The following is a 15579-nucleotide window of genomic DNA, read 5'->3' on the forward strand; positions in this document are numbered from 1 at the left end:
CTTGAACCGAACATTTCAAAAATTCCATTCTGAAAGTCGTAGAAGCGATCGCGAAAATAGTAATCGTCCAACCCCGGATCAAACTGCTCACCCGCAAACAGATATTTATTTGCGATCACTCCCTCTTTTTTCACCCCATTTCCAACATCATCATGACGGGAGAAGGTTCACTAGATGAAAAATTGAACGGGAGCATTACCCTTTGGCATCAAGATCTAACTATGCATTTGTTCACTTTCAAAGCTCACGATGCTTCTGCATTCGCTCTTCAAATCTTCGCCAAACCTCATCATGTCGATCAGCGAGCAGAAAAGTGCAATTCACATGCTCATCACTGGTTGGGCAGTAGATACCAGGGCGTTTTTGGTGTGCGGAAGCAGACGCATAGGAATCAAGAATCAATAGGTCAGAGTTACAGAGAGGGCAAAGAATTTTTCCGCCCTGCTGATGAACCTCAAGGATCTCTTCAAGATCGTCTGTATTCGTCTTGTATATGATCGAAACCATGAGTTCCTCCTAAAAATTATCTGCCAACGAAGTTTGGAACTTTACACTCAGACTATTTTTCGCGCAATGTTCGTTTTGCTTCTTCTAAATTTACTAGAAAGGCATCCAGATCAAATGACCAAACCCCATTAGAGGTAGGATCAGGATTTGGATAAATATCTAACTGAAATTCTTCTGTTTCTTGTGAAATCTCTGCCACATATTGGTCATTATGCCAAATTTCAGCAACTGGATTCTCGCGGTCTACTAGGCTTGCTCTCTGTATTCTAAATTGCATCTCTAAAGCTCCAAAAATCCGATAAATTCTCCTTGCTTATAGTATTTTATTTCTCTTCTACTAACCCAAGTTGAGAGTTAGTGGACTCAATCTCCGAAGCTCTCGGTTTTGCACGGAAAAAGCACTCCAACTTTTGAAAGTTTGGAGTGCTTAAAATTCGGGCGAGTTTACTTAACCGTTGACAACATTGCCGCCGTTTGGATGCAAGATTTGCCCACTCATGTAGCTCGAATCACTGGATGCTAAGAAAACATAGCTTGGTGCAACTTCATCAGGTTGTCCAACTCGCTGCATCGGAACTTGCTTACCGAATGATTCTACTTTCTCTTCAGGAAATGTAGACGGAATCAAGGGAGTCCAGATAGGACCTGGCGCAACCCCATTCACTCGAATTCTTTTTTCAATCAAAGATTGGGAGAGCGATCGCGTAAATGCAACAATCGCACCCTTCGTCGAAGAGTAATCGAGTAACTGTGGACTACCTTGGTAAGCAGTTACAGAAGTTGTATTGATGATCGAACTTCCCTCTTTGAGATGCGGCACTGCTGCCTTCGTCAAAAAGAACATACTAAAAATGTTCGTGCGGAAAGTTCGCTCTAACTGTTCTGAAGTAATATTCTCGATCGATTCTTGAGGATGCTGCTCAGCGGCATTATTGACCAAAATATCGAGATGACCGAATTCATCGATCGTCTTTTTGACAATCGATTGGCAGAGCGATTCATCCCCAATATCGCCCGGAAGGGCAAGACATCTGCGCCCTTCTTGTTCGACAAGTCGAGCCGTTTCTTTTGCGTCGTCATGTTCATTCAAATACGCGATCGCAACGTCTGCACCTTCTTTCGCAAACAAGATCGCCACCGCACGACCAATTCCGCTATCGCCTCCAGTTATGAGTGCAACTTTACCGGAAAGTTTCCCTGCTGCTTGATATCTTTCTCCATAGCTTTGTGGTGCAGGAGTCATTTGTGACTCATGTCCGGGCTGCTGGTCTTGCTGCTGTGGAGGCTGCGACTTCTGCTTTTCTGGCGATGCTTGTACCATTGACTTGCTCCTGTTGTTTTCGATGTTCTGTAGAGGATTGGGCGAAATGGATGTGAAACAAAATTAATTCGCCCAAAACCGGGACTCTACCGCCAAACTCGATTGCCATCTTCGTCTAGTCTTGCTAAGCGGATCATGTCGGAAATTTCTTCCGCATCTTTGACATGGTGTAACGCTTTCTTCTCGCCATCTGGAGTCTCAAACACAAAATAGGTTGGGACTGTAATGTGATCACCAGTGATGTCAGGGGCATCGACTGCAACTTGCTGTGCTTTTTCTTCGAGAGATTTTGACGGATCAATGCGATCGCCCGGATTCGATGCGAGATGTCCCTTAGCAAGCTCTTTTTGCTGTTCTAATTTTTGCTGGGGATCAACTTCTGCTGCGGTCATCGGTTGATTGATTCCAGATTGAGTTTCTGCTGCTGAATCTTTATTCATAATAAAAAATTGAATTCTTCTTAGTACCAACATAAAAAAAAGAGGCAGTTTATACCTCTTTCAAACGGTGAGTTATCGTATCTTTCAAAGGTGAGATAGATACTAAGGACGGCGATTTGGGCCAACTCCAATTACTGCAACTTTATGTCGGTAAATTAGCTCTGCTCCATACCATCCAGTAATTCCTAAAATTGCAGACACGAATAGCGAAATAATCATTCCAGTCGGCAAAATTGCACCCGTTTCGTTGCCCCATCTCAACCATAAATTGATCGCAGATAAAGTTAAAGCTGCAATATTTCCTACCATATGCGCCCAGCCTGCACTGTGCTCCCGAACGCGCCCAATTCTGAGAAAATCGCTCATTCCAGTTGCTGCTGCAACGAGACCTGTGACCAGTCCTCCAACCAGTAGCCAAAATGAAGCTCTTGCCCAGAATGGATCGCTAGTAAACCAATACGCTGCATCTGTTACCAATGTACCTGTGAGAAATGCGATCGGAAAAGTCACAATCAGTGGATGCAGCGGATGCTTAGCAATATGAACGGTGCTAGGCACACCACTATCGCGCAATTCTGCTTCATCTGATTCGATCAATAAAGGAATATCCGGTGTCGTTTTCGTCATAGTATTCTCCTAATTAACTTGGAAATTGATGAACAATTGCTTCAGATTCCAGAATCATTCTTCCGGTCTGAACATCTAACCGCTTTAACTGCAAAGACATTCCCTCAAGCTCAAAATTTCTTAGATTCAATAGCTCTTTGGATTGATTGAGTAACGCTTCAGTTAGCTCTGGAGAAAGTTCTTGATTATCAGTCGGTTCAACATTTTCAAGTACGACTTGCTGTCCAGATTCGCTAATCTTTGGGACTGCTGTAAATGCAACGTGTTTTCTTTCTTGGCTGGCTTGCAAAAGTACATCAGTTGCTAAAGAAACTTTTCCTTCTCCAGGTAATCCAAATTCAATTTTCTGCATGTCTACGGTGGCAGGTTCACCATTCACATGCACATCTAGGTTCTGCATTTTTTCTCGGACGAAATCGGAGTTAAATGCACGATTGATATCTGCTTCAGTCAAAGTCACGATCGCTTCTGCTTCAGTCGGATGAGCAAGCTCAATCTTTCCAAATGCCACGCTCAAAGGATTAATTGCAACGGCTCCCGTATTGAGTTCCATTTTCTCAATCCGCAAGTCTTGCTTCATCACCATGCCTTCGCCTTCGATCGCAACTGAATCGACTGCGCCTGTCATGATTTTGAGCGGATCAGTTTCAATTTCAACGTCTAAGGTTTCCACCTCATCCAGTTGGCTTTTAATTCCTAGCTCTGCAACTTTACTGACTGCCTGTTCACCTAAATCGGGCATGTCCCTCTCCTGTGCCATCATTCAGCGCTACTCTAGAACATCTCATCTCGGCTCTAAATCTGCACACTGATAGAGCTAGACCTATGCCTAGAGGGAGGCAACGTGAGTCGGCAGTTCTACTGTAAACATTGAGCCAAGCCCAACCTGACTTTGAACGGAGATCGTTCCTCCCATCAGTTGCGTGAGAGATTTTGTAATCGCTAACCCCAAGCCTGTGCCATTCTGTAGTCGAGTGGAAGATTGATCTACTTGTCGAAATTCCTGAAAAATCGCGTCTAATTGACTATCATCAATGCCAATTCCCGTATCTTGAACCACGATCGCAATTCGCCCAGTTTTCCTGACTTCCACTTTCACAGAAACTGAACCTGAATGAGTAAATTTGATCGCGTTTGAGAGCAGATTGACGATAATTTGCTTCAGCCGAATGCGATCATTCGTCACGAGAAGGGAGTGACTTTCAAACTGAATATCCAGGTCTAAACTCTTTTGCTCAGAGAGCGATCGCATTTCTTGAACGGTTGCTTGAATCAACTCAATCAGATCAAAGGTTTCTAGCCTCAACTCAAAGCGATTGGCTCGTAAATTAGAAAAATCTAAAATATCTTCAATCAAGCCCAATAAGTGCTTCCCGTTTTGAAAAATTCGTTCGATTAATCGAAGATGATGCGGCGGAACTTGCTGATGAAACTGCCTTAAAAGTAAATTGGAAAATCCAATAATGGCAGTTAAAGGAGTTCGCAATTCATGCGACATCGTTGAAATAAACTGCTCCTTTAACTGTACCGATTCAATTAATTCTAAATTCTGTTTTTGAATAGCTCTCAATTGAGATTCGATTTCTTTTCGAGCCGAAATATCGCGTAAAATCCATCTCAAAGCAGCCGTTTCTCCCCGATTGTTTTTGACAGCCGCGATCGTTAATGCTGCTTCAAATCTCTGTCTATCTTGAGTGATAAATCCCATCTCCCATTCTCGAACTTGATCAACCGATTGCAGTTGAACCAAGAGCGATCGAAAAATATTTCGCTGCTCCTCTGAGACAAAATTCATCAGAAGTTTGCCGATAATATACTTTCTCTCTATGTTAAATAGCTCAGCAGCGGCGCGATTTGCTTCTTGAATCTTGCCATGTTTATTGGTAATTAAATATCCATCCGGAGCAAATTCAAATAATTCTTGATAGCGCTGTCTTTCAATTTCAAGCGCGTGTCGAGTTTCAAAAAGCTGCTGATTTTGACGGCACACTTCTTGTTCAAGGACTTTTAATTCTGATAATGCTTCTGAAAGCGCGTTGAGATAATCTGAAAATGTATCAGAAGAATCAGATTGATTGACCGCTTCATGGATTTGATTAAATCGCTCATCGATCGTATCTAATTGATCAGCAATTTTTTGACGATCGCGAAGATTGTCTGATTCATGGCTCATAATGTCCGATCGCCCTGAAAATACGAAATGAATAAAGATATAAAAATTTCTGTGACTATTTTTGCAAATTTTTAAGATAGACAACTCTATCAAGAGAGCAGGATTCTGAGAAAGTACGCTAGATTGTTCACAAGCCAACCCAATCTCTCTTCATCTATGCCGATCCGAGATCATCGCTGGTTCGTGCCAACATTGCCCGTCGAACCAGAAATCTTTCAGATATATCGAACGACACATCAGTTTTACTATGAAGTTCAATCGCGAGATGAGCACGATCGCTATTGTGAATGGTACGCAACCGTTTCAATGCAACATCGCCGCGAACTGGAAACAATGCGCGGCGATGTCAATGTATTCAGATGGTTTCGACGCAGATCCAGTTAGCTAGATCGCCTCAAGTTCAAATTCTTGCAGGTGAGCACGAAACTTGCCAGCAAACTTGACGAGATAAGGAAAATTTGCGCTCACCGGACGACCCTGCCATTCTTTGACGATCGCTATAATTTCACCTTCTTGACCTTTGATATCAAATGCCTCGTTGCGGTGTTCTGGATGGTGATACACCACCACTGATTCTTTAACTCGAACGCGATCGCCAATATTCATAACCTTGAGTGTCCCTCTTTCCGCAAGATTCACCACAGTCGCTTGCCCTGTATGAACGATAGATAACCTTTTTATCTTTGCATAATGCGTGTCAATCGCTCTATCGCTTCAGCAAATCGTTAGGCACGAATTGACGCAATGGTTCGACTTTCGACTTGATCTGCTGCTCCATCCCTTTAATTTGCTGCTCCATTCCCACCGGATCTCGATAATACCAAGCTCCCAGTGCAGTACCACCGCCCAACAGCAGAACCAGCAAAGTTTTGAGCCAAATCCGGCTCTTGCGTTTCCGTGGGACAACTTCAGTCGGCGGGATCACGACTGGAGCGGGTAAATCCTGATCGTCTTCCCCAGTCACAAATGACATCGGCAATCGCAATTCCGGCAGCGAGGATGAAACTTGACAGTGCGTCAGCACGATCGAAGCATTGTCATGCCCATTGCGCTGATTGGCAAAGTCGAGCCAAGATTTCACTGCCGACTCTAGCGAAAATTTATCCTGCAAGATCAGTTCTGCATAATCTGCCCAAGATTGCTCGACAAAGCCGTTATCGCTCATGCCGTCTGAACACAGCACTAATAAGCCGTCTTCTTCGATGATGAAGCGTCTGACACTCGGATGGAGATGATGCCCTTCACGAGTTCCCATCGCTTGCGTCAATGCGCCCGAATCAGGGCGTTTCAGCGCTTCTCGATACAGCGATCGACCCATTCGCACTTCTCGCACCGCAACATCATCATCGACGGTCAATTGGTGACAATATTCTGGCGTAATCCAATAGGCGCGACTGTCACCGACATTGACGATATACAGTTCGTGACCGTTATTAGAAACAGACCCACTCGTGAGCGTAACGCATTGGGGAATCTGCAACGCCATCACTAAGGTCGTGCCCATGCGTCGCCGCGCCATGCGATTCTGAGCATCATTTTTAGCGGCGATGAGATTATTCACGACTCGCACGATCGCGGCGAGTTGATCACAAATCAAATCCGGCGGCAAAAGTTCGGGTTGATGTGCGATTTCCGACAATAACGCTTTGACTTGCAGTTGAATCGATTGCACAGCGAGTTGGCTTGCCACTTCTCCGCCATCGTGTCCGCCAATTCCATCACAGACGATCGTTAATCGCGCCGATAATTCATCAAACGATTGCGTCTTCGTGTGTAACGGGTAACAAGTGTCTTCGTTATGCGATCGCCGTTTTCCAACTTCAGTTGCCCCGATGACTTGCGATCGCAACGGCAACGCCGCCGCCTGTTCGAGCAATAACGCATTCAACTGCGTTGAAATATCGCGATAGCTGACATTTGCTGCCTGCATCAACGTACACAGCGCTTGTAGCTTATCGGCAATAATCGGCTTGGCATCCGGCAATAGCACGAGCCAACTCTGCGCCAAATTTGCGAGCGTCGGTCGATTAAAGGATTCGCTCGTCTGTCCTTCGTCAAAAATCAACTCTTGTAATCGAATCCGCCAGCCTTCAATCCGCACCTGCTCCGGCGATAACAAACTCGATGCCACGCCTAATTCAGACAGAGGAGTCCACAATTCCAGCATTTGCCAGAGCCAATAGACCTGCCGAGTCGCAGTGCCTTGATGCCACACTTGCGCGATCGACGGCTGCAATTCCCCGTTCTCAGTGAGCGGCACGTTTTCCAACAGTAGAATCTCGTCGCCGCCCTCTCGGCAAACTCCATACACTTCTGGCACATGCAGCCGATACGGATACAACAGCATATAAGTCTGTGCGATTTCCGAGACGGCAAGCGGCACTTGAGGATCGACTTCGGGTTGGGTATCTAGCCAGATTTGGGCTGCCTTCACCTGATAACGAGCCGCGATTGTTGTGCCAGGCTTCTGATTTTGGGCGGTCGCTCCTACTGCCCAGAGATAGTGAAACCCTTGCGCTTGAGACCGATCGATCGCCAGTGCCGACGTATAGTTGGGAAGATTAGACGTGGAATTCATAAGGGAGAAGCTAGGATGAAGAAGCGAATCGCAGAGCATCTTAGCGCCGACTGAGAGGAAAAGCTACAGTCATTGCCGGAATGTTGCATTTGCGGTTTGAAGTCTGTATTAAAGCATGACTTCTCATCGGGGGAACGCTACATTTTAATTCCTCAAACTGGAAACTCAATGTCTCTATGAATCCTACTGTTCTATGGCTATTGCTTGGGGCGGGATTGTGTCTAGTCGAATTCATTCTGCCAACCGCATTTGTCGCCTTTGTCACGGGGATTAGTGCGTTTTGTGTTGCAATGGTGGCGCACTGGTTGCCTGTGAATCTCCAAGCCATTGTTTGGGTGATCTTGTCGATCGCGATGGTGCTGTTTTCCCGTCGGTTCGTCAATCGCCGTGCCAATTTAAAACTCGATGCCAGTGAAGCTGAAACCCTCACTGAAATCCGGTCAGGACAACTGGGGCGAGTTTGCTATGAAGGCAACTCTTGGGCGGCGCGCTGTGAAAGTTCTCATCTCGATATTCCCGCAGGTGTCCGCGTTTATGTCGTCGGACGCAAGGGAACAACTTTAATTGTCATGCCCGAAGATATTTAAGGAGAAAAATTTATGTGGGGTTGGTTGATTGCGTTAGTCGTGGGCGGCGGTGCAGTTTCAAGCGTCAAAATTATTCAGCAAGGAAATGAAGCCCTGATTGAACGGCTAGGAAGCTACGATCGTAAACTTTCGCCAGGGTTAAATTTTGTTTTGCCGGGACTCGATCGCGTGGCATTCCAAGAAACGATTCGAGAGAAAGTGCTCGACATTCCACCGCAAGGCTGTATTACGCGGGATAACGTTTCGATCACGGTGGATGCTGTCGTCTATTGGCGCATCGTCGATATGGAGAAAGCCTATTACAAAGTTCAAAATCTACAATCGGCAATGGTGAATCTCGTGTTGACCCAGATTCGAGCCGAGATGGGGCAGTTGGAATTAGATGAGACGTTCACGGCGCGATCGCAAATCAACGAAATCTTACTTCGAGAACTCGACACGGCTACTGATCCTTGGGGAGTCAAAGTTACGCGGGTTGAGTTGCGAGATATTGTGCCGTCGAAAGCCGTCCAAGAATCAATGGAATTGCAAATGTCGGCAGAACGTCGCAAGCGGGCAGCAATTTTGACTTCTGAGGGTGAGCGAGAAGCAGCAGTCAACTCGGCTCGGGGTAAAGCAGAAGCGCAAGTTCTCGATGCAGAAGCGCGTCAGAAAGCAGTGATTTTGGCTGCTGAAGCTGAGCAGAAAAGTATTGTTCTGAAAGCTCAAGCAGAACGTCAGCAAGCCGTGTTGAAAGCTCAAGCAACTGCTGAAGCAATTCAGATTGTGACTCAAGCCCTGAAAGATGATGTACGTGCGGCTGAAGCAGGTAAAGTCCTCTTGGCACTCGGCTATCTGGATATGGGCAAAACTGTGGGTCAGAGCGGAAGCAGCAAGGTAATGTTTATGGATCCTCGCAGCATTCCAGCAACCTTACAGGGAATGCTGTCGATCGTCGATGAGAACGGCAAAGCTTAGCTTCTCGAACTATCAAAAGTTGGAGTTCTCTAAAAACTCCAACTTTTGTCGGGTAGATTGTGCGGAAAGTCATTCTCTATTTTCCGCCAAAAGTTGGTTGCAACAGTGTTCAATCCGGGGAAACGCCAGAGTTTAAGCGCTCAGCCCAGTTAAAATGCGACAAATTGAGAGAAATCTCTCATTCGCAAACCTGCTCGATTCAGTATTAAATCTTCTTGTTCCCACAGAAGATTTAGAATGCGAGCAAATTTGAAATCGAGTGTCTCAAGGTTTGATAGAGTGCTAAATCTACCCAAGCTTATCGAACGCTCGTGATTACTTCTGAACATCCTAAACCTGTCTATCAGGTTGGGGGCAGTCTACCGCCTCGATCTACCAGCTATGTCTATCGGCAAGCCGATCAAGATTTATTTCAAGCCTTGCGCAATCAGGAGTTCTGCTATGTGCTCAATGCGCGGCAGATGGGCAAATCTAGCTTGCGGGTGCAAACTGCGTTACGACTACAAGCAGAAGGAGTCAGTTGCGTCACGATCGATCTGACCGAAATCGGTACCCAACAAATCACGATCGAGCAATGGTACGCTACGATCGCTGCTTTTCTTGTCAGACGATTTCAACTCGATATTCATCTATCCCAGTGGTGGGAGTCACATGCTCATCTCTCACGAGTCAATCGTTTGGGTGAATTCATCGAAATCGTTTTACTGACTCAAGTTCAAGATCCAATTGTAATTTTTATTGATGAAGTTGATAGTGTTCTCGGTCTGAATTTTCCGTCAGATGACTTCTTTGCCCTCATTCGGACTTGCTTCAATAAGCGCACAGACAATCCTGCCTATCAGCGATTAACCTTTTGTTTGATCGGCGTGACGACTCCCAGTGATCTGATCGCTGATCGCGCTCGTACTCCCTTCAATATCGGACAAGCGATCACGCTACAGGGCTTTCAATTAACAGAATCGACTCCACTGCTCTGTGGATTGCTCAACTTTCCCGATCCAGAAATGATTTTGCGTCACATTCTCGATTGGACAGACGGACAGCCATTTCTGACCCAAAAGCTCTGCAACCTCGTTCAAAACACCCTGCTTGAACATCCTGAAGAAGCTTCGCCAGCCTGGATTGATCAACTGGTTCAGACCCATTTACTTCAACACTGGGAAAGTCAGGATGAACCTGAACATCTCAGAACGATTCGCGATCGCTTATTGCTTCGAGAAGAATGGGCAGGACGGTTGCTCGGACTCTATCAACAAGTGCTACAAAACCGTGGGATTGCCTGTGATGATAGTTTGGAACAGACTGAATTATTGCTCTCTGGTTTAGTCAAGAAGCAACAAGGGACGCTACAAGTCAAAAATCGAATTTATCGAGAAGTTTTCACCTTAGAGTGGGTCAATCAACACTTGAGCCGATTGCGCCCTTATGCGGAAGCCTTCAATGCGTGGATGGTTTCTCAGCAAACCGATGATTCTCGCTTGTTACGAGGGCAAGCGCTAGCAGATGCTCAGCAGTGGAGTCAAGGCAAACATTTAAGCGACTTAGATTATTGGTTTTTGTCAAGTAGTGAACAATGCGATCGCCGAGAAATGCAACAGGCTTTGGAAGCAACCCAAGCCAGGGAAATCCAATCCCGATTGCTGCAAGAACGCAAAGTTGTCAAGTTGCAGCAGACATTACTTGGAAGTTTAGCAGTGCTGTCTACGATCGCGATTGGGATTAGCGGATTTGCGTTGCATCAATATCAAGAGTCAAAGTTAAGCCAAATTCGAGCTTTAGCTTCTTCTTCAGAAGGCTTATTCGCCTCAAATCGACAGCTAGATGCCATGATTAATGCGATCGAAGCCGAACGTCATTTACGCAAACTCCAGCAAGTCGATCCTCAAACTCTTACGAAAGTAGAAGCTGCCTTACGGCAAGCAGTCTATGCAACTAATGAAACTAACCGTTTAATTGGGCATCAAGGCTCAGTCCTGACAGTTGCGATCAGTCCAGACAGCCAAGTTATTGCTACTGGTAGTAATGATAAAACAGTCAAGCTCTGGTCGCAAGATGGAACCTTACTCAAAACGTTAAAGCACACTGCGACAGTGCATCGCGTTGCGTTCAGCCCTGACAGTTCTCGCGTTGTAACCGGAGGCTTAGATGGCACAGTCAATCTCTGGAACATCAATGGTACTCCGTTAAAGACAATTCAGGCACACCAGTCTCCAGCTTGGGGAGTTGCTTTTAGTGCAGATGGACAAACGATCGCGTCAGCTAGTGCAGATAAAACAGTAAAAGTTTGGACAGTAGATGGCAAGCTACGATCGACCTTAACTGGTCATGCAAAAGCCGTTTGGGGCGTTGCTTTTAGTCCGGATGGACAAACAATTGCTTCAGCAGGGGTCGATCGTGTCATCAAATTGTGGAATCTGAAGGGGCAGGAGCTCAAAACACTCAAAGGGCATCGAGCAGCCGTTTGGGAAGTCACATTTTGCCCGCAGACGAATTTGATTGTTTCGGTGAGTGGCGATCGCACAGCAAAACTTTGGAGCCGAGATGGCAAGCTTGTCAGAACTCTCCAAGGCGAACGTCCCATGATTGGCGTTGCTTGTAGTGCAAATGGTCAATTTATTGCCACAAGTGGGACGGATAACTTTGTCAGTCTTTGGAAGCCAGATGGAACTTTAGTTCGACATCTAAAGCAGCATAATGCCGTGATTCGCAGTGTGGCATTAAGTGCTGATGGACTGATGGCAGCTTCTGCGAGTGACGATGGGACTGTCAAACTTTGGCAGCGAAATCAATCTCTCTTGAGACCCCTGAATGGTCATCAGGACGTCATTTGGGAAGTTGCAACGAGTCCGAATGGAAAACTGATTGCAACCGTGAGTGGAGATGGCACACTCAAACTATGGAACATGAACGGAACTTTGATCCAAACGATTCAAGGCAGAGAAGCGGGCTTCCGCAGTGTTGCTTTTAGCCAGGACAGTCGAATTCTGGTCACAGGGGATATGAATCGCACGGTTCAACTCTGGAAGGTGAACGACTCTAAACAATTTTCGCTTCAACGATTGCGAACGCTAACTGGACACGAAGCAAGTGTCTATGCAGTCGCAATGAGTCCCGATGGTCAAACAATTGCATCTGCCGGAGATGACAAAACGATCAGACTTTGGACGATCGAGGGCAAACCGCTGCATCGCTTCATTGCTCACCAAGAAAGAATTTGGAAGCTTACTTTTAATCCGCAGGGGAACATGCTTGTTTCAGCCAGCGAAGATGGAACCGCTAAACTCTGGACAACAAAAGGTCAGCAGATCGCAACTCTACCCGGACAAGGAGCTATCTGGGGAGCTGCCATTCGTGCTCAAGGGGATATGATTGCTTCGGTCAGCCGTGACGATATGCTGAGGCTATGGCGACCAGATGGCAGCTTAATTAAAAGCATTCCTGGGCAGAGCCGAGGATTAACACGAGTTGCTTTTAGTCCTGATCATCAAATGATCGCAACGGCTGGAGTAGACAATACCGTAAAACTCTGGAGTATCACTGGAGAGTTGCTCAGAACATTACCCGGTCATCGTGGCATCGTCATCAGCCTTGCTTTTAGTGCAGATAGCCGTCATTTGATCTCGGGTGATGATGATGGACAGGTCATTCTCTGGGATTTGCACGCAATTCGTGTCCTCAACCCTTTCGCCTACGCTTGTGATTGGGTGAAAGACTATCTGCGGACAAATCCAGAAGTTCACGATCGCCGGAATCTCTGCCAACAATAATGTTCATAGATTCCTGCTCAGACTGCTCCTGAATATAGATGACGTAGAGCATCGTCGCGATCGCAGAATCAGCAGGGCACTCTACAGCTAATGATCGATGCTTTAGAGAGTTGAGAAAGATGATGCGTGGATTGCTCTGTATCGGGCTAGTCAGCTTAGGCACAATTTCAATCTTAGAACAGGCTCACGCTCAAAATGTCGTTGCTGATAGTTCACTCGGCACAATTGTTACAGGCAGTGCCAATTCTATAATTACAGGTGGCACTCGTCCAAACAATGGTTCCAACCTATTTCACAGCTTCAGCCAGTTTTCTATTCCTACAGGTGGCTCTGCCACGTTTGATAATGCGCTTGATGTCGTTAATATCTTCAGTCGGGTGAGTGGAGGAGCCGCCTCCAACATTGATGGACTCCTTCAGGCGAATGGAACTGCCAACCTATTTCTGCTTAATCCGGCAGGGATTTTATTTGGGACAAATGCTCGCTTAAATATTGGCGGATCATTTGTGGGGACAACCGCCGATCGCATTCAATTTGCAGATGGCTCTCAATTCGTTGCAACCGATCCCAATCCCGCCCCCCTGTTAACAATGAGCGTCCCCAGCGGGCTGCAAATGGGACAAAGTTCGAGTAGCATTCAGGTTCAAGGTCAAGGTCATCAGATTCTGCATCTTCCTATCTTTTTAGAACCTGCCACTCGTAACCCTCAGCAGGTCGGCTTAAAAGTGCAACCCGGAAGAACTTTAGCGCTCATTGGCAACGGAATTCAACTTAACGGCGGTGTGCTCATTGCAGAAAGTGGGCAGGTGAATCTAGCAAGCTTGAGCACAGGAACAGTTCAGTTTGATTCCACCCTGCCTCAATGGAACTTCAAAGTGGACACCACTGCAAAATTAGCAAATATTCAGCTTACGCAAGCTTCGCTCCTTGATACGAGTGGCAATCCTGGGGGGTCAATTCATCTACAGGGAAAAGACATTCAGATTCAGAACAGTTCTATGCTGTTTGTTCAACATTACGGAACACAAGCAGCAGGTCGTATTCAAGTCAAAGCAGACTTACTAGAACTAAGCGGTGCACTCCGCAATCGGGATCAAAGTTTAATTCTGAGTGAGAATCTAGGCAGCAGTCCCGGTGCTCACATCGATATTTCAGCCCGACAGATCGTGGCACGCGATGGAGGTGAAATTCTTTCTACAACATTCCGCAATGGAGGAATGGGCGGCGATATTTCAGTCAATGCGCGTGACTCAATCCAACTCTTTGGGGTTTCACCCTTTGATGGCACTCGCTTTAGCGGCATTGGCGCACCGTCCAATTTAGGGGGAGGTCGAGGTGGTAACATCTCGATTACGACTGGAGATTTTATTGCTAGGAATGGAGCAGGCATCATTTCTCGTGTTCTGGGGGGACGAGGCACTGGGACGATTCAGCTGCGCTCAGATAGCATTTCCCTAATCGGCGAAAATCCAGTTATTGCTGGTAATAGCAGCATTGTTTCTTCAACCTTTCTCGGTGGAGATGCAGGCGCGATCGTGATTGATACGGGGCGGATTGTCCTCGGAGCATCTGGGGCGATTTCTGCAAGTACGTCTGGTACTGGGAATGCAGGAAGTTTAACGGTGAATGCTCGCGAATCGATCGAGATTGACGGCTCGAATGTGGCTTTAGCTTTACCCAGCCGAATCTCAGCATCCGGGCAGCAGCTCTCCGCCCGATTTCGGCAGATCTTTGGACTCCCGGCTTTACCCACAGGAAATGGTGGGAACTTAGTGGTCAATTCGCCGAATATCACTATCCGAAATCAAGGATTTATTGCAGCTGAGAATGTTGGCAGTGGCAATGCTGGCTATCTCAAGATTCAAGCGGACTCAATTCTACTTGAGCGACAAGGTCAAATCAGAACCTCAACCACTGTAGGTCAAGGGGGAAATCTAGAACTCACAGCACGCGATTCACTGATTATGCGGCAGCAGAGTTTGATCAGTGCAAGAGCCGGTGAACGAGGAAATGGTGGCAATATTATGATCAATGCCCCAATCATTGCGGGCTTTGAAAATAGCGACATCATTGCCAATGCAGTTCGCGGTCGGGGCGGTAATATTCAGATTACGACTCAGGGGATTGTTGGACTCCAGTATCGTCCTCAACTTACCCCTGATAACGACATTACAGCGAGTTCCGAATTTGGGGTGAATGGTTCTGTTCAAGTCAGAAATGTCGGAGTTGATCCGAATTCTGGGCTAATGACGTTATCGGAAAAGCTTATCGATACGAGTCAGCAGGTTGCAGAAGGGTGTTCATCTGCGAAAAATGGCAGTTTTATCATCACCGGGCGTGGGGGAATGCCTGAAAATCCTGCTGAACGTGTCGTGCGCGATCGTCCTTGGACTGATCTTCGCGCTCTCAGTCACACATCCGTTACCCGTTCAGCGTCAACACTACCCGCTGAACCCTTAATCGAAGCAACTACCTGGCATCGCAGTCCTCAGACGGGTCGCATCGAACTAATCGCAGCTCGACCTAACCGCGCAACCCTATTCGCAACTTGTAGTGTGTCTTCTGATATCACTTCACAAGTTGATTGAGCGAGCCGTCAACTGCATCAATCGGTGAAACAAG

The 15579-nt window shown here is 46.5% G+C and carries 14 protein-coding genes; 5 read left to right on the top strand and 9 right to left on the bottom strand.

Features of this window, described 5'->3' with window-relative positions:
* Positions 1-237: 237 nt before the first annotated feature.
* The 7 genes from LEPBO_RS0129110 to LEPBO_RS0129140 all read right to left on the bottom strand — a co-directional run bounded on the left by LEPBO_RS0129110 (position 238) and on the right by LEPBO_RS0129140 (position 5068).
* Positions 238-507 (bottom strand): hypothetical protein, encoded by a 270-nt coding sequence (locus LEPBO_RS0129110; RefSeq protein ID WP_017291125.1) that lies wholly within the window; start codon positions 505-507, stop codon positions 238-240.
* A gap of 52 nt (positions 508-559) precedes the next feature.
* A complete protein-coding gene (locus tag LEPBO_RS0129115; protein WP_017291126.1) occupies positions 560-784 on the bottom strand; it encodes a hypothetical protein in 225 nt (74 codons plus the stop codon).
* A 171-nt stretch (positions 785-955) separates the two neighbouring features.
* Complete coding sequence (locus LEPBO_RS0129120) at positions 956-1828, bottom strand: SDR family oxidoreductase (RefSeq protein ID WP_017291127.1); 873 nt, start codon at positions 1826-1828, stop codon at positions 956-958.
* Positions 1829-1914: 86 nt separating this feature from the next.
* Entirely contained in the window at positions 1915-2268 is a 354-nt protein-coding gene (locus tag LEPBO_RS0129125) for a hypothetical protein (RefSeq protein WP_017291128.1), read from the bottom strand.
* 102 nt (positions 2269-2370) lie between these two features.
* Positions 2371-2895 (bottom strand): DUF2231 domain-containing protein, encoded by a 525-nt coding sequence (locus LEPBO_RS0129130; protein WP_017291129.1) that lies wholly within the window; start codon positions 2893-2895, stop codon positions 2371-2373.
* 13 nt (positions 2896-2908) lie between these two features.
* Positions 2909-3637, bottom strand: a complete 729-nt coding sequence (locus LEPBO_RS0129135; RefSeq protein WP_017291130.1) for an LmeA family phospholipid-binding protein — start codon at positions 3635-3637, stop codon at positions 2909-2911.
* 87 nt (positions 3638-3724) lie between these two features.
* Positions 3725-5068 (bottom strand): sensor histidine kinase, encoded by a 1344-nt coding sequence (locus LEPBO_RS0129140; RefSeq protein WP_017291131.1) that lies wholly within the window; start codon positions 5066-5068, stop codon positions 3725-3727.
* A gap of 156 nt (positions 5069-5224) precedes the next feature.
* Between LEPBO_RS0129140 and LEPBO_RS0129145 the strand changes: the two genes are divergently transcribed.
* The gene (locus LEPBO_RS0129145; RefSeq protein WP_017291132.1) at positions 5225-5452 is read left to right on the top strand and encodes a hypothetical protein; all 228 of its coding nucleotides are present in this window, start codon (positions 5225-5227) and stop codon (positions 5450-5452) included.
* On the opposite strand, the gene LEPBO_RS0129150 is transcribed toward LEPBO_RS0129145, so the two are convergent.
* Complete coding sequence (locus LEPBO_RS0129150) at positions 5453-5710, bottom strand: ferredoxin-thioredoxin reductase variable chain (RefSeq protein ID WP_317135202.1); 258 nt, start codon at positions 5708-5710, stop codon at positions 5453-5455. It abuts the gene before it with no gap.
* A gap of 64 nt (positions 5711-5774) precedes the next feature.
* On the bottom strand, positions 5775-7646 hold the full coding sequence (locus LEPBO_RS0129155; RefSeq protein ID WP_017291134.1) for a PP2C family protein-serine/threonine phosphatase: 1872 nt from the start codon (positions 7644-7646) through the stop codon (positions 5775-5777).
* 176 nt (positions 7647-7822) lie between these two features.
* Here LEPBO_RS0129155 and LEPBO_RS0129160 point away from each other — a divergent pair, with 176 nt between their 5' ends.
* The 4 genes from LEPBO_RS0129160 (at position 7823) to LEPBO_RS0129175 (ending at position 15545) form a co-directional block, all read left to right on the top strand.
* A complete protein-coding gene (locus LEPBO_RS0129160; RefSeq protein WP_017291135.1) occupies positions 7823-8233 on the top strand; it encodes an NfeD family protein in 411 nt (136 codons plus the stop codon).
* A 12-nt stretch (positions 8234-8245) separates the two neighbouring features.
* Complete coding sequence (locus LEPBO_RS0129165; RefSeq protein ID WP_017291136.1) at positions 8246-9190, top strand: SPFH domain-containing protein; 945 nt, start codon at positions 8246-8248, stop codon at positions 9188-9190.
* Positions 9191-9501: 311 nt separating this feature from the next.
* Entirely contained in the window at positions 9502-12957 is a 3456-nt protein-coding gene (locus LEPBO_RS0129170; protein WP_017291137.1) for an AAA-like domain-containing protein, read from the top strand.
* A 119-nt stretch (positions 12958-13076) separates the two neighbouring features.
* The gene (locus tag LEPBO_RS0129175; protein ID WP_017291138.1) at positions 13077-15545 is read left to right on the top strand and encodes a beta strand repeat-containing protein; all 2469 of its coding nucleotides are present in this window, start codon (positions 13077-13079) and stop codon (positions 15543-15545) included.
* Positions 15546-15579: the final 34 nt, after the last annotated feature.

The organism is Leptolyngbya boryana PCC 6306, from assembly GCF_000353285.1.
GTDB lineage: Bacteria > Cyanobacteriota > Cyanobacteriia > Leptolyngbyales > Leptolyngbyaceae > Leptolyngbya > Leptolyngbya boryana.

Bases quoted from the DNA above. Each gene is read 5' to 3' on its own strand.
- LEPBO_RS0129110 (WP_017291125.1), bottom strand. From the start codon at position 507: ATGGTTTCGATCATATACAAGACGAATACAGACGATCTTGAAGAGATC.
- LEPBO_RS0129165 (WP_017291136.1), top strand. From the start codon at position 8,246: ATGTGGGGTTGGTTGATTGCGTTAGTCGTGGGCGGCGGTGCAGTTTCA.
- LEPBO_RS0129140 (WP_017291131.1), bottom strand. From the start codon at position 5,068: ATGAGCCATGAATCAGACAATCTTCGCGATCGTCAAAAAATTGCTGAT.
- LEPBO_RS0129120 (WP_017291127.1), bottom strand. From the start codon at position 1,828: ATGGTACAAGCATCGCCAGAAAAGCAGAAGTCGCAGCCTCCACAGCAG.
- LEPBO_RS0129155 (WP_017291134.1), bottom strand. From the start codon at position 7,646: ATGAATTCCACGTCTAATCTTCCCAACTATACGTCGGCACTGGCGATC.
- LEPBO_RS0129125 (WP_017291128.1), bottom strand. From the start codon at position 2,268: ATGAATAAAGATTCAGCAGCAGAAACTCAATCTGGAATCAATCAACCG.
- LEPBO_RS0129115 (WP_017291126.1), bottom strand. From the start codon at position 784: ATGCAATTTAGAATACAGAGAGCAAGCCTAGTAGACCGCGAGAATCCA.
- LEPBO_RS0129145 (WP_017291132.1), top strand. From the start codon at position 5,225: ATGCCGATCCGAGATCATCGCTGGTTCGTGCCAACATTGCCCGTCGAA.
- LEPBO_RS0129135 (WP_017291130.1), bottom strand. From the start codon at position 3,637: ATGCCCGATTTAGGTGAACAGGCAGTCAGTAAAGTTGCAGAGCTAGGA.
- LEPBO_RS0129130 (WP_017291129.1), bottom strand. From the start codon at position 2,895: ATGACGAAAACGACACCGGATATTCCTTTATTGATCGAATCAGATGAA.
- LEPBO_RS0129175 (WP_017291138.1), top strand. From the start codon at position 13,077: ATGATGCGTGGATTGCTCTGTATCGGGCTAGTCAGCTTAGGCACAATT.
- LEPBO_RS0129160 (WP_017291135.1), top strand. From the start codon at position 7,823: ATGAATCCTACTGTTCTATGGCTATTGCTTGGGGCGGGATTGTGTCTA.